The following is a 17,473-nucleotide window of genomic DNA, read 5'->3' as shown; positions in this document are numbered from 1 at the left end:
ATCTCTTCCTTTGTGTGTTTGATATTTCTGAATCACGTGCTTTATGGGTGCGCGTGCATCATTCCGTGTAAATAGTGAATGGCTTCTTCCATGTTGGCCAGCGTGCCGCTGAAGCCTTTTTGGAATTTTTCCGCATCCTGTTTTGAGCCAAAGCTCAGTAAGCTGGGTACACAGCAGATATTCAGATCGCTCCCAAGAACGTAGATGGCCTGAGTAGCGCTGATAATATGCCCGTGCAGGTAATCGGCGGTAAGCGATTGGGCGGCATCCTGGGTCTGGCTATGGATCATCAGCCCGCAATGGGCGCAACAGGCGCGTTTTTGTTCACCATTCGCGGCGCGGACGATAAACACGGTCCGCTCTGAGATGGTTTTGTTGCACATGCTGCATTGGTTGATACCCGCAGTGGGGGATTGGGTGACAAGTGCAACGCCCCCATGTTTCTTTTGGATCAAGCCTGCCTCGGCCAGTTTGTTCAACTCGCGGTGGATGGTCATGTTGGAAACGTTAAAGACCTCCACCAGTTCCTGTATGGAGGCGCTGCCCTGTTTTTGCAGATGTTCCAGTATCTTTTTTTCGCGGTCGATGGATGTTGTCATGTTTGTTATATTCTGTTACCTTCAACAAGAATTCGCAGAATATAACAAAATGATGGGATGCTGTCAAGTGAAACTTAACACTTTCAAAGCGCTGGTCATGTCATTGAAAGCTGGGCAGGTAAAAGGTCGGTATGATGCGCGGGTTTTCTTATTCCAAAATCGGGGAGGGTTGGGGATTTCTTCCAAAGAAGATTCCATAAAAGATGATCATCGCGATCGTTGAGGCAACAAAGCCATATGCCGGATCGAGGGTTTGAATGGTGAACAGCGCCGGGCTGGGCAGCGCTGTGACTGTGTAATTGGCGAACAAGGCACTGAAAAGATTATTGGCTGCGTGCATGCCAAGGGCGAGTTCAAGCCCATTATCTTGAAGTGTGACATAACATGCAAAAAATCCAAATGCGAAATAAGCCAATGCCATCAATATGCCGTTGACTGCCATCTCCGGGTTGAGCATGTGCGGTAGAAAAAATAAAACACCATTGATGAATGAGAGGATCCATTTGTTTTTTAACTTCAGTCCCATCCATTGCAGTAAATAGCCGCGGAAGAAAAGTTCTTCGGCAGAGGTTTGAATGGGAATGAGGATCACTGCCAGCAGGAAATAAAAAAACAAGAGCAGAGGTTGAAATGTAAGAACGTATCTGCCTGGGTAGAGCATTGCTTCAATGAATGAGATCAGCACCGCCAGTGCGAACCATGCTCCTGCGCCAGCAAGAAGCCTGTTCCAACGAATGTGCGGGGCGGAGGTGATGAGCGTGTTCAAAGGCCGCGCATGGATGAAACGCACTGCAAGCAAGGTTGCTGTGATGAACGGGAGGAAGGTCAGCATGGTGGCTGAAAAATCCAGCAAGACAGAGATGCCTGTGAAGCCGGTCGCTGTGAAATTTGTGGCGGGGTCGCCATCCAACATGACATAGCCTAAAAGTAACATGATGGGAATGGAACCGATCACAAACCATATGGTTAGAATGGTGGAAAGGGAGAGTAGATACCTCCACCATTCATTTTTGCCTGTGCGCGTAATTTCCAAATAGTTATTCATTACCAAGGCCTCTTTCAAATCCTTCTGGTTGGATGACTTTGAAATTCTACTCGAAGCAGGAGGTTTTTCAGAAAAAGAAAAAATCCCGCGTTGGGCGGGATTTTGAATCCAGATGGCGGCAATTTTACTCTGTTTCAGTTTTGTTGGATTTGTGTCGCATCCAAACGGATTCGATGAAATTCCCTTTTTTGATTGCCAGCTGGTAGAATGCCCGCAACAACAAATGACAACAGGGCCCCGCCCCCCCCGGCCGACGCCCCGCCGAAACCCCCCCAACCCCAAACCCCACCCCCAACCCCCCCCCCAACCCCACCCCCCCCCCCCCCCCCCCCACCCCCCACCCCCCCCCCCCCCCAACCCAAACCCCCCCCCCCCCCCCCCCCCCCCCCCCCCCCCCGGCCTCTGGGCAGTTGCTTCATTTTTTCCTATTCATTGACCAGTAGCCATTTGGCGAATCGTCCGTGCAGTTGACCAACTCCGCGGGCGATGTTCATGAAGATCGTCCACAGCAGGAGTCCGCCCAGCACCAAAAGCGGGTAGGACCAGCTTGGGAAGTAATACCGAACGCCGTTGTTATAAACAGCGCCTTGATGCAGAACTTCCTGTACGAACGGGAGTGCGATGAAGGCAAGCGAGACGCTTAACACAGTGACAATCGCAACGAAGTACGCAGTCCCAAGCACGAATTGCAGGATCATGTAAACCAGCATGAGCCAGGTGGCTTTGTCGGTGAGGAGGGCCTTCAAGCGGTCGAACCATTTCATGCCCTGATGTGAGAATAGCGGGCGGCGCGGCATGCGGATGCCAAGCAGAGCTTCCACCAAACGGCCTTCGAGCAGAGCCAGTCCGCGCACCGAGAGCAGGAACAGCAGCGCAATCGGAAAACCAAAGATGAAGATCAAAAAGGAGATGGATACTGATAGCCCGGTGACTGCCCAGCTGAAGTAAAAAACACCGGTTACGAAGGCGATCAACATGTAAAGCAGGGCACCCCATGCGCGCGGGTCAAGATACACACCGAAAAAATTTCCAAGCGCCGAACTCGGCTTTGTGGTTTGTTTCAAGGAAGGGGAGGTGCGTCGTTCCACCTCACGGTAAGCGGAAGCGGTTTCTTCGGGGGATCCATATTCCTCGATGATCTTGCCAAGTGCATCGGCTTCGCTTGTTTCAGGAGCGGAGTCGCGTACTGCCGCCAGAGCAGTGCTCAGGTGTTCGCGTGCATCGGCCTGTGCATCCTGCACGAGGGCGGGATCGGCATCTTTCATTTCGTTTTTCAAAGCATCCAGATATTCTTCCATCGTTTTAAACATGTTGTCATCCTTTCAAATTCGCGTCGACGAATTTCTTTGTGATCTTCCAGATTTCATTCCATTCTTTTAGCGCTTCGCGCCCATCACTGGTGATCTTGTAATACCTGCGCGGCGGCCCCGAGACGGAGGGTTCCACGGTGCTTTCCAACAGGCCATTCTCTTCGAGTGAACGAAGCACGGGATATAACGTTCCCTGCTTCATCATGGGGATGTCAGGTCCGCTCTCTTCCAACATTTTTGCGATCTGATATCCATACATCGACTCTTTGCTGCGGCTCAAAACGCTGAGCAGGATAAGGGAGGAAGTGCCTGCATTCAGTTCTTTTTGAAACTTTCTGGTGTGTGACGAAATCTCAGTCATTTATGCTCCTCTTAGCAGTATCAAGTTTTTACTACTAATAAATCAATATTAGTATAAGATTGATACTACGTCAAGGGCGTTTTATGGTTCCACAGTACTGTTTTTTTTAAATACTCCAATTTTGGCAACGATTGCAGGCATCCCCACCCACTTCAAAAACTTTTTCATTTTGCTCTCCTCTTTACAAAATAAGTCCCGCTGTGAGGCGGGACTTATACTTTTCTCTTTTTTTGATCTTTCGTTCTACGGCTGTTGAATTTCCGCTGCACGCAATGTGTTGTTCATCAACATCGCGATGGTCATCGGACCCACGCCGCCTGGCACTGGGGTGATGAAGCCAGCCACTTCTTTGGCTTCTTCGTAATTCACATCGCCGACGAGTTTCTGGCGCGGTTTGCCGGTCTTCTGGCTGATGACGGGAGTGCCATCGGGGTTGAGCATCGGAATGCCGTTGATGCCCACATCGATGACCGCTGCGCCGGGTTTGAGCCAGTCGCCGCGCACCATTTCTGCGCGGCCGATCGCCGCGATGACGATATCAGCCTGGCGCAATACAGCGGGGATATCCTTCGTGCGTGAGTGAACGACCGTCACTGTGGCATCTTCCTTCACAAGCAGCAAAGCCGCAGGCATGCCGACGATGTTCGAACGGCCCAACACCACCGCATTGGCACCTTTGATGGTCACGCCCGCTTCCTTCAACAGATAAATGCATCCAAATGGTGTGCAAGGAACAAAAAGCGGCTCGCGTCCCTTTTTGGGCAAGGCGGCCGAGATTAATCGGCGAGAAACCATCTACATCTTTTTCGATGCTGATGAGTTGTAGGACACGCTCTTCATCGAGGTGAGAGGGCAGGGGAAGTTGCACCAAAATTCCGTTGACCTTCGGGTCGGCGTTCAATTCCTTGATCAGTTTCTCCAGGTCTTCTTGTGAGATATCTGCAGGGACGGGGTGATGATATGAAGTCATGCCCAATTCGGCACAGGCTTTTTGCTTCATGCCTACATAAGCGGCAGAGTCAACGCGGTCACCGACCAGCACAGTGGCCAGCCCGGGCTGTGACTTCCCAGCCGCGATCCTTGCGGCGACTTTTGCTTTAACTTCGTCACGAACCTTTTGCGCGATGGCGGTCCCATCAATGATTTGAGCTGTCATTTTTTGCTCCTTTGCAAATTTACTGTGAAAGATTGCACGAGTATTATACATTTTCTCCCCCTTTTCAAAAAGTGACACTTATCCCGATTTTGAAGCTGACTCGATTTCCCAAACCCCAAAAGCATATTTTCTTGAGGCCTGGGAAATCATAACTGTTTAGCAAGTTTCTATGGCTTCAAAGCCACAAAGTTATCCAAAATCACATCCACACCGGGGTTGGTGAAGGTTCCCACCAGCATGCCCACGTCACCTGATTTCAATGTGCCATCCTGTACGGCCGCGATCTGGAATCCGTTGACGTAGAAAGTGAGCTGATCGCCTGTGCAATCGGCGCGCAGGTGGTTGACCGCCAGCCCTTTGTTGATGTTGCCGCTCGTCAGCATTTCACTTTGACCGAGCAACACGGCCTGCCCGCCTGAGAACAGACCGACTCCATAATAGCCGTCACTGGTGATGATGAAGAAATAATAGTCCGCACCTGAAGAACGGCAGATCAAGCCGATACGGTTTTCATCGGGTCCGCCCAACTTGCCCGCATCCACCTCAAGGCGGACATCGGCAAAGTTCTTTTGCGGCGTGGACCAGAAGTTCGTATCCAATGCATTGACCAACATTCGATAACTGCCGCCATCGTAATCCATCACACCTTCGGTGGCTGAAAAACGATTCCAGCCTGAGGCTGGATTTGCAAAATCGTCTTGAAAGAGCACGCTTCCAGATGGTGCGGCTTGATCCAGCGGCACGGCTGCAGTGGGTGCCGCGGCAGTGCAAGCTGAAGTAAAGAGAATGATCAGGGAAATACAAGTAAATAAACGATTCATGCGTGTGATTTTATCATGTTGAGATTTACGATGGGAGAGGGATAACGAATGAACGGCATAAAAAACCGCCCGGATTAAATGTCCGGGCGGTTTTGATTCTTATTTGGAGGTTTTAGTTTTTGCCGTGCTCTTCTTCTCTGTCGCCTTTTTTGCTTTTGCAGGTGTTTTGGTTTGAGCAGCGGTCTTTCTCTTCTTTACTGGAGCAGGGGCCTCTTCCATCTCGTCGTCTTCATCTTCTTCAAGGATGTCTTCATCATCTTCGTCATCCTCAATGATGGGTTGGACAGGGGCAGATGGGCGTCTGCGCGTAGGTTTGACTTCGAACTTCTTGATCTGATATTCCTCTTCCCAGCCTTCAGCAAAAGCCAGTTGCAATCTGCCGAAGCGTACCAATAGCATGATCACACCCGCAATCGCCATCAATACAGAAACCAGCATGGTGTAAGTGACAAAGGAATCGCCAATGCGAGGCTGGTCTGGGCGGAAGAACTCTATGAATGCACGTGCGAGACCTGCAAGGACAAGCCAACCTGCAAAGATTGCACCGGGCTTCATTCTTTCTTCATATTGACGGGCAACCCAGATCAATAACAAAGCAAGAAGAATGTTCAAGATCATTTCGTAGGCAAAGGTCGGGTGGAAACGAGTCGTCTCAACCGGGAACTGACTCAAGTCTGCGTATTGCGCGAGGCGATGAGAAGCATCGATCGAAATGCCCCACGGCAGCTTTGTCGGCTGGCCGTACAGTTCCTGGTTAATGAAATTCGCAGGGCGTGCCAGCGCCTGTCCAATGAACACGGCGGGAGCGATCGCATCGAGGAAAAGCCAGAAATCCATTCCGTTTTGTTTCAGGAAGATATACAAGGCTAGGGCACCGAGGAGCAGGCCGCCAAAGAAATGCAGACCACCCTCCCAAACCTGGAAAATCTTAGCGGGGGTATCTAGGTAGTAGGTACTGCCGCCCAGAATACTGTTGAGCACATACCATAAGCGCGCACCAATAATGCCTGCGGGCAAAATCCAAACCATGGCGTCCCAGATCACATCGCCATCCTGCCCGCGTCTGCGGATCTCTCTTTCGGCCAGCCAGGCGCCCACCACCGCACCGAACATGACCAACACGCCATACCATCGGAGAACGATCTCCCAATTGAACAATTTGAATTGAAAAATTACAGGGTCCATTACTTGTATTACCTCGCGATTTAATTTTAAAAAGATTATATCATCCAAAGTTGGCACGTTTTTCCTCTCACGTAGTGGGTAATTCGGATAAACTTGGTGTAATAAATATCGCACGGAATGCCACAAAAGATGGGATATTTGTCATGCGCCGATGTGATTAATGGCAGGTCAAAAATATCGAAGAAATTCTTACAATAGCCCTAAACATTGACTAATACACTCAACATTAAACTGGAAAAAATATGCTTCGCATCAACCGCCAAACCGATTATGCAGTTCGAGTAATACTGGCTCTCTCTAAAAAGGAAGAGGGTAAACGAGTTTCCACGTCTGAGGTTGGGCGTGAGATGCTCATTCCCCCTGCGCTTCTGCAACGTATCGTCGCCGAATTGGCAAGCGGTGGTTTCATCCTTACCCAGGCCGGGCGCGATGGCGGCATCACCCTTGCACATTCGCCCAAACAGATCACCCTGCTTCAGATTGTGGAGCATTTCGAAGGCGAACTCTACCTTTCCGATTGTATTCTCAAGCCCGGTGAGTGTCCGTTTGAACTACGCTGCCCTGTTCACTGTCAGTGGGTGAGGCTCAAGAACATGCTGCGCGACGAAATGTCGCGCACGACTTTTGAACAGTTAGTGGAAGAAGGGCGCGTCCTTGATGCCGACTTGACGAAAAACGCTTCGCCCGCGCCGAAATCTGGTTCTGCCCCAATTAAAATTTTATTCCCCACAGAAATACCTGCATGAACAAGTACTTCCTTAATGGTCTCTACAGCGTACTGGGCTTTATCGTTATCTCGGCCTTTGCCTTCAAGATATTCCAACCGATCAAGGTATTGCCGCGCATGCAGCTTTCCCCTGCCTTCAGCCTTGTGGATCAGGATAGCGCCCGCCTCACCAGCGAAGACCTGCGCGGACAGTTCGTACTTTACACATTCGCATACACCAATTGTCCCGAAGCCTGCACCGCTATCAACGACACTATGAAGGAAGTCCAATCTCGTTTGAGTGAAGTGGAATTGGATGGCATTTCGGTCTCCTTCGTCACCATTTCCATGGACCCGCAGCGGGATACGCCTGAAGCGTTGAACGCATACGCCCAGTCCATCAATGCGAATACCGAACAGTGGAAATTTGCGACCACAACCAACGAAACATTGCTCAAGACCATTATTGGCTCGGGCTTTGAAACCTACTACGAAAAAAAGGAAGATGGCAGTTTTGCCTTTGACCCATCCTTTGTGCTGGTGGATGGCTGGGGCATCGTCCGTGCGGAATATCGTTACGCCACTGAAGTTTCCAATGCAGATCGCATCCTTCGCCACCTCGGTGTGCTGGCGGAAGAAGTCCGCAACAGTAAGGGAACTACCAAGCTGGCCTACGAAGCTGCGCATTTATTTCTCTGCTACGCTCCATAGATCATATAAAACATGAAAACAAAGATTTTGCTCGGCACATTTGCCATCATTTTAGGATTAGCTACTGGAATTTATTTTTTCCGCCCTCATACCTTTCATGGAACGGTCATTCAATCGCCGGAGACTTCTTACGATTTCACCTTGACCGGTGGAAACGGCGACGTTTCATTGAGCGATTTTCGCGGCAAGCTGGTGTTGATCTATTTTGGATATACCTTTTGCCCGGATATTTGCCCCGCTACGCTTGGAAATGTGAATCAGGCTTTGAAGCAAATAGGCGCCAAGGCAGAAGATATCCAGCTCATCATGGTTTCACTGGATCCCCAGCGTGATACCCCCGAGAAGCTGGAGCAATATGTGGCGCATTTCAACCCTACTTTTATCGGTATTACCGGCACGCAGGAGCAGGTGGATACCGTCACTTCGCTGTATGGCATTTTTTATGAGAAGAAGGAAGGCAGCGAAGCGACAAGCTACCTCATCGATCACACCGCCACTCTGATGGTGATCGACCGTGAAGGTTATTTGAAATTGGTATTTCCGTTCGGCGTCACTGCTGATGAGATCGCCGATGATTTGAAGTACATGCTCAGGCAATAGGGAGGTGGAACTGCAACAGCGTAAGAAAAGCCCCTTTTCCCCCTCCGCAGTTTGCGGCGCCGTTTGAAGCGGCAGATATTCTAATCCATCATTTTTAAGAGGAGAATGAACATGGCGAAAAAAGATAAAGAAGACGATGAGTTTCGCCCGACTGGCACGATCGCAGTATTGGCGATTTTTGTAGTCACACTCATCGCAATCTGGGCAACGATCTATATGATCCTTGTCGGCAGAGGAGGCACATTATGAGCACCAACCAGATCCACATCGACCCCTATGAGCGCAACTGGATGATTATCAGCGCCATCCTGCTCGTTTTGTTTGCGACAGCCGTCAGCGTGGCTGCATTTGGTATGGGAATTCAAGTTCCCGCCCCCGAGCAGCGCGTTGATCCGAGAACCGTGGCAACCGACCCCAATAGCCCATGGTCGAATCCCGGTTTGCGCGAGATCGAACCCGGCAAATACGATGCCTACGTTTTGGCGCGTGCAATTCCCAGCTGGGAATATTTGCCCAAGGAAATGACAATTCCCGCCGGTTCCAGCGTGTCCTTCTATGTGACCTCATCGGATGTACAGCACGGTTTCAAGATCCAGGATACAAACGCCAACTTCCAGGTGGTCCCTGGTCAGGTTTCCAAGTTGACCATCAAGTTTGATAAGCCCGGCACGTATAACTTCATTTGTACCGAATATTGCGGCAGCGGGCACGGCGTGATGTACGGCGCGATCATTGTTACGCCATAGGCTGTAAAGAGAGACACCATGAAACAATATCAATTATCCACTGGCGAAAAGAAATTCATTGGCTCACACCTTTTGGTGGCCATCCTTGCGCTTGCTGTCGGCAGTTTGTTTGGCCCATTGCAAGCCTTTGAACATGCAGGCTGGGATATCTATCCCTACATCAAGCCTTTGATCAAGTCTTACTATCAAGGCCTTACTGTTCACGGCGTTTTGAACGCCCTGGTTTGGACCACCTTCTTCATCATGGGCTTCCTGACCTTCAACGTGACCTTTGGTTTGAAGCGCGCTCTCCGAAATCCCACCTTGAACAAGGTCGGTTTCTGGGTGATGGTCGTGGGCGTTGTAACCGCTGCGATCCCGATCCTTGCCAATCAGGCCACCGTGCTCTTCACTTTCTATCCTCCTCTCAAGGCGAATTGGGCTTTCTATTTAGGCCTGACCCTCGTTGTGGTCGGTAGCTGGGTGGAAGGCTGGGGTCTCTTTGCGACCTATCTCGGCTGGCGCAAGGAAAATCCCAACGAACGCACTCCGTTCATTGCTTTTGCAAGCATCCTCACCGCTTTGCTCTGGCAGATTTGTACACTTGGCGTTGCCACCGAAATCCTCACCATGCTTCTGCCGTGGTCGCTGGGATTAATTGAAAATGTAGACCCGCAGCTGGCTCGTACCTATTTCTGGTTCACAGGTCACCCGTTGGTCTATTTCTGGCTCCTCCCGGCTTACATCTCCTGGTATGCCATGCTCCCCAAACAGGCTGGAAATGGCAAGATGTTCAGCGATTCACTCGCCCGTCTTTCCTTCTGGATCTTCCTCGTGCTTTCCACACCGCTTGGTTTCCATCACCAGTATGTGGACCCCGGCGTTCCGCCCGTCTGGAAGTTCATCCATTCCATGCTTACTTTTGGTGTGTTCTTCCCCTCCATGATGACCGCCTTCACCGTAGTGGCCTCCCTCGAACATGCGGGACGCAAGCAAGGTGGTAAGGGCGCTCTCGCCTGGATCGGAAAATTGAACTGGAGCGATCCCTCCGTGGCTGCCCAGCTCCTCGCTGGCATCCTGTTCTTCTTCGGTGGTATCGGTGGCTTGGCGAATGCTTCCTATAACGTCAACCTCGTGTTGCACAACACCGCTTTTATCCCAGGACACTTCCACCTCACCGTGGCGACCGGCGTGACCCTCAGCTTTATGGGCATTTCCTACTGGCTACTGCCCTACCTCACCGGTAGAAAACTTTGGAATCCCAAATGGGCTGTCGCGCAGGCTTGGACTTGGTTTGTTGGCATGATCATCTTCTCCAACTCCATGCATGTGTTGGGCTTGCTCGGTGCTCCCCGCCGCGTACCGCTCGGTTTGGCCCCCTACGTTCCTGCTGAATGGAACAGCCGCCTCTTACAGGTCGGTGTCGGTGGTGCCATCCTCTTCGTCAGCGGCGCTTTGTACCTCACCGTCATGCTCATGACCGCCCTGAACAAGGAAAAGGTTGCTGAAGAAGTACAGGTACCTATTGCAGAATCCATGCAAGACCCCGCTCTCACCCCCGTTTGGCTTGACCGCTGGGCCCCGTGGATCTATGGCACATTGGCTTTGGTCGTGATCGTGTATGGTCCGCAGCTTGTGGACATGATCTCGAACATTGCTCTCACCTCCCCCGGCTTCCGAGTCTGGTAATCTTCTAAAAACAGGTGACAGTCACACGCTTTGCGAGGTGACTGTCACCTTCTTCTTTTTTTCGCAAACTTTATTACTTGAATTTATTTTTATTCATTATCCTTCACGCGAAATTACAGGATGCCGCAAATTATTTAGCGCAGCATTTGTAACCAACAGCCAGGCACATGACATCATCTCCGACAAAAAAGCAACTCATCGATTCGCTCTCCGAGCGCAACCCCAGCGTGGATTGGAAGACTCGACTCAATTCTCCAAGCCGACGCCTGCTCAATTTCTTCGAAAACATTTCCCTGCGCCTTGAAGCTCCCGTCAATTGGCTCATTAATGATCCGCGGTTTAATCCGCTTTATCACACTGGTACGATCACGATCTTCCTCCTGGTAGTCATCCTGCTCACGGGCATCTACCTGACGATGTTCTACCCGTTTGGATTCACCTTCTCATATCTGGCTGTATCCAAGATCGAAGCCAACTTCATCGGGCGCATCATCCGCGCCATGCACCGCTACGCTTCCGATGCAGCGGTGATTTTTGCTCTCCTGCACGGATGGCGCACTTTTTTTCAGGATCGCTTCCGAGGGCCGCGCTGGCTGGCCTGGGTCACGGGTGTCGGCATGGCGGTGGTGGTTTGGGCGATCGGTATCACAGGCTACTGGCTGATCTGGGATGAACGCGCGCAGATATTGAATCAAAGTTTATTTAGCATTCTTGGCAATTCCAAAGGTGGACAAACTTTCATCGTGGATTTCATCACTGGCGAAGCCGCCGGCACCGGCTGGATCTTCATGATGATCGTGATTGTGCTGCATCTCGGCCTCTCTGCGTTGACCGCTTTCTTCCTCTGGCTGCATCTCAAACGCATGAGCCGCGCAAAATGGCTGCCACCCAAATACTGGATGGCGATTTCCGTTTTCGTGCTCCTGCTTTCCGCAGCACTCTTTCCACTTGGTATGCTGCCGCCGCTCGCTGCCACACAACTCCCTGAGCAGGCACCGATTGACTTATTCTATTTATTTTATCTTCCCACCTTCCTGCGCGGACCACAGGCGCTTTTCTGGAGCGCGCTGCTTTTCATCATTGGTCTGGTCACGGCCCTGCCGTGGATCATGCCCCGTGCAAAAAAACTCGAACCTGTCAAAGTGGACTTGGCTAACTGCGACGGCTGTACCCTTTGCGAACGTGACTGCCCCTACCTTGCCATTAAAATGATTCCGCGCACCGATGGTGCACGTCCTAAATTCCAGGCGGATATTGACCCCAATCTTTGCGTTTCTTGCGGCGTGTGTATTGGCAGCTGCCCCGATAACGCGCTGGCCTTTGGCGATATTCCGCTCAACCCGCTGTGGAAAACAACGCTCGAGCGAAGTTGCCGAAAAGAAAAATGTCAAGGTCGTTTTTACCTGTGAACGGCATGCCTTGCATGGCGCTGGAAAACACTTCGGAGACCCGAATACCTACGTCGTCCCACTTACCTGTATTGCCATGGCGAATCCCAATCTTGCGGCGCAAGCTCTCGAGGCCGGTGCAAGCGATGTGCAGTTCATCGGTTGTCCGCCTGAAGACTGCGCAAACCGTGAAGGTAACACCTGGTTGAATGATCGTATGATGGGCGAGCGGCTCCCCAAACTCAAGCCCAACTTTATTCCGCTCGTGCACACTGCCTGGGTGGCGCCCACTGATTTTGGTAAAGCGATCAAGACTCAGGTTAAGTCTGACCCGAATACTTTTACATTTACGCCCAATAAAGCACATCTGCGTTTTATCATCCCCCTGCTGGGTGTCATGGCGGTTGTCACCGCGTTTCAGATTTGGCTGAGTGATTGGCCGACCCAATTTTTCAGCGCGGATTCAGCCACACTGGCGATCCAGATGACCCATCACAGCGGATATGCCATTCACGATATTGCGACTCAAGCCGACCTCGAAACTGATCTTGACCATCCGACACGTATCACGCTGGAAGTGGATGGTGAGCTTGTCCTCGATGAAACCTACGAACACCAGGATGATGGCATTAATCAGGGCGTGCGTATTTTTCAGCAGGTTCAACTGCCTGTTGGCAAACATCGCATCACGATAAAAATGTATGATCGGCCAGATGCAAGCGTTGAACAAGTGCTGTTCGACAAGACCATTCCGCTTGCGCCGCGACAAGCACTGACCATCAATTTCAGAGACATGCATCTTCCCGATCCCATTGTGGGTGAACAGATCTATTATGAAACTGCCGCAGGCGTGAATGCAGGCTGTCGTATTTGTCATTCACTTGAAGAAGGCGAAACCATCATTGGACCTTCCTTCTATGGTATTGCTGACCGTGCTGGCGAGCGTATATCAGGCATGACCGCGGAGGAATACCTTCGCCAGTCAATTATTAAGCCCAATGCATATATCGTCCCTGGCTTCCCCGAAGGACAAATGATCCAGAATTTTGGACAGCTTCTCACCGTAGAGGAAATTGACGACCTCATCGCCTTCCTGATGACATTGGACGAAGACTAGTTTGGAGACGAAGGAGATATAATAAATATGCTCCTTCGTCTTCAGTCATAAAAACACTGAGGAACCATGAAACGAATTAGCATTCTGATCTTCCTATTAGCTATCGGCCTTTCGGCCTGTGCTCGTAATAAACCTGCTCCGCTTGGCGCAGATGCCCCTGCTGACAACGTCCCCAATATCGTCGGCTCATACGCCGTGAATGCCTTCGACCCAACCGGTGAGGAATATGGCGGCACGCTCACCATTACCGAAGGCGGACAGCCCAACGAATACAAATTTCAGTGGCTGATCTCGGGCGGTATTCAAGAGGGGACAGGTACCCTTGCAGGCAATAAATTAACCTTCACCTGGAAAAGCCTTGCTGGAACCGACCAGGATATCTCGGGCACGGGAGAATATACGATCACAGTTGAAGGTCAGCTTTACGGCACACGCACCATTAATGGCCTGGATATACCTGGCACGGAAACCGCATATCCAAACCCGAAATAGATAAAAATCACAGACCATATATATTACGGTCTGTTAGATAATGACTGCGAATAAAATCAATTTAATATGAGCTGATATCCGAATATCGAGAGACGATTCATCACTTTATCGTTTGATGACCGTCGTGAAAATTCCACATCAAATTAGATGAATGGAGTAATTCACCATGCTCGCTGGCAGGCTTTTCAGGCATATGGACATTCCCTCCCAGATTATGGGATATGTCTTCTTGCGTGTGCAAGTTTCAGCTTATTCGTCAACAGGACAAATGGCGGTGTAAACCGTTGTTTGTCCTGATTTTTTAATCTCCTCAGGAGGAGTCAATATGGCAAAAGTTGTTGTGATAGGGGCGGGGTTCGCCGGGCATACTGCGGCGTTATATTTGGGGAGCCGTCTCGGCAAAAAACACGAGATCACGGTCATCAGCAACCGCGACGTGTTTGGCTATGTTCCGTCATGGGTGTGGGTGGGGGTCGGGCACATGAAACCCGAGAATACCATTTTCAAACTCAAGCCCGTGTACGACAAGATGAACGTCAAATTTGTACATGCCGCTGCAAAGGAGATCCACCCCGATGATGGCGACCAATACGTGCTGGGTGAGGAAGTCGGCTCGAGCAAAGAAGTGCGCCTCGATTACGATTATCTTGTGATTGCCCCCGGTCCATTGCTTAATTTTGCAGGCACGCCCGGTCTCGGACCCGAAAATGGTTTTACCCATTCCATCTGTTCCCTGCCGCATGCCATCAAAGCGCGCGATGCTTATCTCGCTTTGTGCGACCGCATGCAGAAAGGCGAGAAGGTCAAGATCGTCATCGGCACAGGGCATCCCGGCGCAACCTGTCAGGGTGCGGCGTTTGAATACATCGTCAATGTTCACAAGGACCTTGTCAAGAAAGGCCTGCGTGATAAGGCTGATATTCTCTGGCTTTCGAATGAACCTGCCATGGGAGATTTTGGAGTCAACGGTGTGCAGGTCAAACGCAACGGCCATGTCATGAAAAGTCAGGAGTTTTTGACATCGGTATTCAACGATCATGGCATCCGCTATCAAGTGCAATCGGGCGTGACCAAGATCGAGGAAGGCAAGATCCACTGGCAGAACTATGAAGGTGACGAAGGCACAACCGATTTCGATTTCTCGATGCTTATTCCTCAATTCAAAGGTCAGCCTTTCAAATACATCGCAAAAGATGGCACCGACATCACTTCCAAACTGACCAACCCCGCAGGTTTTGTGCTGGTGGATGGAAAATACGGTCTTCCCTACCCTGAGCTTGCTCAAACACCCGAAGCCTGGCCTGCCCGATATCAGAATCCCACTTATAAGAACGTTTTTGCAGCGGGTATCGCCTTTGCCCCTCCTGGGCCGATCTCCAAACCGTTCACGAACAAGAACAGCCTGCTGATCGCACCTGCTCCTCCCCGCACAGGCATGGTCAGCGGCGTGATCGGACGTGTGGTTGCACTTAATATCGCTGACCTCATCGAAAAAGGTGAAATGACCCATAGCGAACCAATGACTGAAATGGTTGCCGCCTGCATCGCCAGCATGGGCGACTCACTTTGGGATGGCAACGCTGTGACCATTGTGATGCAACCCGTGGTGCCAGACCGCAAGAAATACCCAAATGAGTTTGGCCGTGACCTGTTCACCTCTCATCTCGAAATGGGCGTCAGCGGTGCGTGGATGAAGTTCATGCTTCATCACACCTTCATCTGGAAATTCAAAGCCCTACCCGGCTGGACCATCATCCCCGAATAGGAGAAACAACATGCAAAACTCACAGGAATTCTCAAAAGCCGAAAAATTCTGGATGAACTTCAAACTCTATCAGCTCTGGCGTTTCGTTGTACTGAACCTGAAGATTTTAGCAGCGGTGTATCAAAGCAAACGCTCATAACAAACCTACAGCGATCAATTATCAAAGAGCTTCGGATATTTACACATCCGAAGCTCTTTGATTTAAGTGGGGAACAAGCATAATTCTATGTGTAATAAATAATTTACAAAAAAAGATTTATATATTACATTAGTACCGATCCTTTTGTGACAATTTACACATTGCAATTATTCGCGTAATGCTTACAATAGCGGTAATCGTTTACCACTTTAGTCAATGTTTGGTCTAATTTGGATAAAGTTTGCCGATTAATTTTTTTGGAGAAAATATGGATCCAATCACACTCTCAAGATGGCAATTTGGCCTCACAACCATCTATCACTGGTTGTTCGTTCCCCTCACCCTTGGTTTGGGCTGGTATGTGGCATTTTTCCAGACCCGCTATTACCAGACCAAAGATGAGACCTGGCGCAAGATGGCAAAGTTTTGGGGAAAGCTATTCCTGATAAACTTTGCCATTGGTGTTGTCACAGGTATCGTGCAGGAATTTCAGTTCGGTATGAACTGGTCTGAATACTCCCGCTATGTTGGTGACATCTTCGGTGCTCCCCTCGCAGTGGAAGCTCTCATGGCCTTCTTCATGGAATCAACCTTCCTCGGAATCTGGATCTTCGGCGAAGGCAAAGTATCAGAGAAGGTTCACCTAGCTTCCATCTGGCTGGCTGCCATCGGCTCCAACCTCTCTGCGTTGTGGATTTTGCTCGCGAACGGCTTCATGCAAGCCCCACCCGCGAATTCCTTTGTTTACAACGAAGCCAATGGACGCCTTGAACTCGTCAACTTCTTTGCCCTCATCGGCAATCCCAAAGGCTGGATCTTCTTCTGGCACACCATTTCCGATGGCGTGGCAATGGCTGCATTCCTGATCATCGCGGTCAGCGCGTATCACATCGTCCGCAAACAAAATCTGGATTTCTTCAAACGCTCGTTCAACATCGCAGCCGTCAGCGGACTCATTGCTGGCGTATTGATCTTCCTCGGTGGTCACACCATGGGACAGTACATGGCTGAAGTGCAGCCCATGAAACTGGCTGCCCTCGAAGCCATCTGGGAAACCGAGCAACCCGCTTCCTTCTCCCTGCTCACCATCGGTGACTTAAGCGGCAAAAAGGAAATCTGGTCAATTCGCATTCCCGCCGCAATGAGTTTCCTTGCTTGTAACAATTTCACATGCGAAGTCAAAGGTGTAAACGAATTACAAGCAACCTACGAACAACAATATGGTCCCGGCGATTACATCCCATTGATGATCGTCACCTACTGGACATTCCGTATCATGATGGCCTTTGGTGTCTTGATGATCCTCATCACAGCATACTTCGTCTGGGCAAACATGCGCGGCGACATTACCAAAGCCAAATGGATGAAGTGGGTTCCCTGGGTGCTCATTCTCCCCTACCTCGCCAATGCCAGCGGCTGGATCCTGACCGAAATGGGACGCCAACCCTGGATCGTCTACGGCCTGCTCAAAGTGGAAGATGCGGTCTCACCCAATCTCACCACAGTTGACCTGCTCATCTCGCTCATCGGTTACACCGTTGTCTATGGCTCACTGGCCGTCTCCATGGTCTACCTGATGAAGAAATATGCTATTGCTGGTCCAGACGCTGCCATGCACGAATCAGTTGACGTGGCTCCTGCACGCGTTGGCTCGCAAGATTAAT

At 50.5% G+C, this 17,473-nt stretch carries 18 protein-coding genes and 1 pseudogene; 12 read left to right on the top strand and 7 right to left on the bottom strand.

The genetic code is table 11. The annotated features are described in order from the left end of the window. Nucleotides 1-41: 41 nt before the first annotated feature. The 7 genes and pseudogenes from IPI86_RS16120 to lgt all read right to left on the bottom strand — a co-directional run bounded on the left by IPI86_RS16120 (nt 42) and on the right by lgt (nt 6,477). Nucleotides 42-599 carry a DeoR family transcriptional regulator gene (locus tag IPI86_RS16120; RefSeq protein ID WP_345299037.1) on the bottom strand — a complete coding sequence of 186 codons (558 nt, stop codon included), beginning with the start codon at nt 597-599 and terminating at the stop codon, nt 42-44. Nucleotides 600-747: 148 nt separating this feature from the next. Continuing rightward, nucleotides 748-1,644 carry a type II CAAX endopeptidase family protein gene (locus tag IPI86_RS16115; RefSeq protein ID WP_345299036.1) on the bottom strand — a complete coding sequence of 299 codons (897 nt, stop codon included), beginning with the start codon at nt 1,642-1,644 and terminating at the stop codon, nt 748-750. A 425-nt stretch (nt 1,645-2,069) separates the two neighbouring features. Further along, a complete protein-coding gene (locus IPI86_RS16110) occupies nt 2,070-2,954 on the bottom strand; it encodes a sensor domain-containing protein (RefSeq protein WP_345299035.1) in 885 nt (294 codons plus the stop codon). 4 nt (nt 2,955-2,958) lie between these two features. Further along, nucleotides 2,959-3,315 carry a PadR family transcriptional regulator gene (locus IPI86_RS16105; protein ID WP_345299034.1) on the bottom strand — a complete coding sequence of 119 codons (357 nt, stop codon included), beginning with the start codon at nt 3,313-3,315 and terminating at the stop codon, nt 2,959-2,961. A 243-nt stretch (nt 3,316-3,558) separates the two neighbouring features. After that, nucleotides 3,559-4,471, bottom strand: a pseudogene (locus IPI86_RS16100) (bifunctional 5,10-methylenetetrahydrofolate dehydrogenase/5,10-methenyltetrahydrofolate cyclohydrolase). A 167-nt stretch (nt 4,472-4,638) separates the two neighbouring features. After that, nucleotides 4,639-5,292 (bottom strand): hypothetical protein, encoded by a 654-nt coding sequence (locus IPI86_RS16095; RefSeq protein ID WP_345299033.1) that lies wholly within the window; start codon nt 5,290-5,292, stop codon nt 4,639-4,641. Between the two features lie 99 nt (nt 5,293-5,391). Further along, nucleotides 5,392-6,477, bottom strand: a complete 1,086-nt coding sequence (gene lgt, locus IPI86_RS16090; protein ID WP_345299032.1) for a prolipoprotein diacylglyceryl transferase — start codon at nt 6,475-6,477, stop codon at nt 5,392-5,394. Between the two features lie 242 nt (nt 6,478-6,719). Here lgt and IPI86_RS16085 point away from each other — a divergent pair, with 242 nt between their 5' ends. The 12 genes from IPI86_RS16085 (at nt 6,720) to IPI86_RS16030 (ending at nt 17,472) form a co-directional block, all read left to right on the top strand. After that, nucleotides 6,720-7,223 (top strand): Rrf2 family transcriptional regulator, encoded by a 504-nt coding sequence (locus tag IPI86_RS16085; protein ID WP_345299031.1) that lies wholly within the window; start codon nt 6,720-6,722, stop codon nt 7,221-7,223. Continuing rightward, on the top strand, nt 7,220-7,894 hold the full coding sequence (locus tag IPI86_RS16080; RefSeq protein WP_345299030.1) for an SCO family protein: 675 nt from the start codon (nt 7,220-7,222) through the stop codon (nt 7,892-7,894). The genes IPI86_RS16085 and IPI86_RS16080 overlap by 4 nt, the downstream gene beginning before the upstream one ends. A 12-nt stretch (nt 7,895-7,906) precedes the next feature. Further along, complete coding sequence (locus IPI86_RS16075) at nt 7,907-8,494, top strand: SCO family protein (protein WP_345299029.1); 588 nt, start codon at nt 7,907-7,909, stop codon at nt 8,492-8,494. Nucleotides 8,495-8,605: 111 nt separating this feature from the next. Next, nucleotides 8,606-8,743: a cytochrome c oxidase subunit 2A gene (locus IPI86_RS16070; RefSeq protein WP_345299028.1), complete on the top strand. Its 138-nt coding sequence runs from the start codon at nt 8,606-8,608 to the stop codon at nt 8,741-8,743. Continuing rightward, nucleotides 8,740-9,240 (top strand): cytochrome c oxidase subunit II, encoded by a 501-nt coding sequence (locus tag IPI86_RS16065; protein WP_345299027.1) that lies wholly within the window; start codon nt 8,740-8,742, stop codon nt 9,238-9,240. Before IPI86_RS16070 ends, IPI86_RS16065 begins: the two co-directional genes overlap by 4 nt. 18 nt (nt 9,241-9,258) lie before the next feature. Continuing rightward, on the top strand, nt 9,259-10,908 hold the full coding sequence (locus IPI86_RS16060) for a b(o/a)3-type cytochrome-c oxidase subunit 1 (protein ID WP_345299026.1): 1,650 nt from the start codon (nt 9,259-9,261) through the stop codon (nt 10,906-10,908). Between the two features lie 167 nt (nt 10,909-11,075). Further along, entirely contained in the window at nt 11,076-12,317 is a 1,242-nt protein-coding gene (locus IPI86_RS16055) for a cytochrome b N-terminal domain-containing protein (protein ID WP_345299025.1), read from the top strand. Then, the gene (locus tag IPI86_RS16050; protein WP_345299550.1) at nt 12,199-13,413 is read left to right on the top strand and encodes a hydrogenase iron-sulfur subunit; all 1,215 of its coding nucleotides are present in this window, start codon (nt 12,199-12,201) and stop codon (nt 13,411-13,413) included. The genes IPI86_RS16055 and IPI86_RS16050 overlap by 119 nt, the downstream gene beginning before the upstream one ends. A 66-nt stretch (nt 13,414-13,479) precedes the next feature. Further along, nucleotides 13,480-13,905, top strand: coding sequence for a hypothetical protein (locus IPI86_RS16045; RefSeq protein ID WP_345299024.1), 426 nt, complete (start codon nt 13,480-13,482; stop codon nt 13,903-13,905). Between the two features lie 325 nt (nt 13,906-14,230). After that, complete coding sequence (locus IPI86_RS16040; RefSeq protein ID WP_345299023.1) at nt 14,231-15,670, top strand: FAD-dependent oxidoreductase; 1,440 nt, start codon at nt 14,231-14,233, stop codon at nt 15,668-15,670. A 10-nt stretch (nt 15,671-15,680) separates the two neighbouring features. Then, nucleotides 15,681-15,809 (top strand): hypothetical protein, encoded by a 129-nt coding sequence (locus tag IPI86_RS16035; protein ID WP_345299022.1) that lies wholly within the window; start codon nt 15,681-15,683, stop codon nt 15,807-15,809. A 268-nt stretch (nt 15,810-16,077) separates the two neighbouring features. Beyond that, complete coding sequence (locus tag IPI86_RS16030) at nt 16,078-17,472, top strand: cytochrome ubiquinol oxidase subunit I (protein ID WP_345299021.1); 1,395 nt, start codon at nt 16,078-16,080, stop codon at nt 17,470-17,472. Nucleotide 17,473 lies beyond the last annotated feature (1 nt).

The sequence above is a fragment of the Candidatus Villigracilis affinis genome, assembly GCF_016705895.1.
Classification (GTDB): domain Bacteria; phylum Chloroflexota; class Anaerolineae; order Anaerolineales; family Villigracilaceae; genus Villigracilis; species Villigracilis affinis.
Note: the sequence above shows the minus strand (reverse complement) of the source record. Positions and strands in the feature narration are given on the sequence as shown.

Excerpts from the sequence above, each read along its gene's own strand:
- IPI86_RS16120 (WP_345299037.1), bottom strand. The coding sequence starts at position 599 with ATGACAACATCCATCGACCGCGAAAAAAAGATACTGGAACATCTGCAA.
- IPI86_RS16115 (WP_345299036.1), bottom strand. The coding sequence starts at position 1,644 with ATGAATAACTATTTGGAAATTACGCGCACAGGCAAAAATGAATGGTGG.
- IPI86_RS16110 (WP_345299035.1), bottom strand. The coding sequence starts at position 2,954 with ATGTTTAAAACGATGGAAGAATATCTGGATGCTTTGAAAAACGAAATG.
- IPI86_RS16105 (WP_345299034.1), bottom strand. The coding sequence starts at position 3,315 with ATGACTGAGATTTCGTCACACACCAGAAAGTTTCAAAAAGAACTGAAT.
- IPI86_RS16095 (WP_345299033.1), bottom strand. The coding sequence starts at position 5,292 with ATGAATCGTTTATTTACTTGTATTTCCCTGATCATTCTCTTTACTTCA.
- lgt (WP_345299032.1), bottom strand. The coding sequence starts at position 6,477 with ATGGACCCTGTAATTTTTCAATTCAAATTGTTCAATTGGGAGATCGTT.
- IPI86_RS16085 (WP_345299031.1), top strand. The coding sequence starts at position 6,720 with ATGCTTCGCATCAACCGCCAAACCGATTATGCAGTTCGAGTAATACTG.
- IPI86_RS16080 (WP_345299030.1), top strand. The coding sequence starts at position 7,220 with ATGAACAAGTACTTCCTTAATGGTCTCTACAGCGTACTGGGCTTTATC.
- IPI86_RS16075 (WP_345299029.1), top strand. The coding sequence starts at position 7,907 with ATGAAAACAAAGATTTTGCTCGGCACATTTGCCATCATTTTAGGATTA.
- IPI86_RS16070 (WP_345299028.1), top strand. The coding sequence starts at position 8,606 with ATGGCGAAAAAAGATAAAGAAGACGATGAGTTTCGCCCGACTGGCACG.
- IPI86_RS16065 (WP_345299027.1), top strand. The coding sequence starts at position 8,740 with ATGAGCACCAACCAGATCCACATCGACCCCTATGAGCGCAACTGGATG.
- IPI86_RS16060 (WP_345299026.1), top strand. The coding sequence starts at position 9,259 with ATGAAACAATATCAATTATCCACTGGCGAAAAGAAATTCATTGGCTCA.
- IPI86_RS16055 (WP_345299025.1), top strand. The coding sequence starts at position 11,076 with ATGACATCATCTCCGACAAAAAAGCAACTCATCGATTCGCTCTCCGAG.
- IPI86_RS16045 (WP_345299024.1), top strand. The coding sequence starts at position 13,480 with ATGAAACGAATTAGCATTCTGATCTTCCTATTAGCTATCGGCCTTTCG.
- IPI86_RS16040 (WP_345299023.1), top strand. The coding sequence starts at position 14,231 with ATGGCAAAAGTTGTTGTGATAGGGGCGGGGTTCGCCGGGCATACTGCG.
- IPI86_RS16035 (WP_345299022.1), top strand. The coding sequence starts at position 15,681 with ATGCAAAACTCACAGGAATTCTCAAAAGCCGAAAAATTCTGGATGAAC.
- IPI86_RS16030 (WP_345299021.1), top strand. The coding sequence starts at position 16,078 with ATGGATCCAATCACACTCTCAAGATGGCAATTTGGCCTCACAACCATC.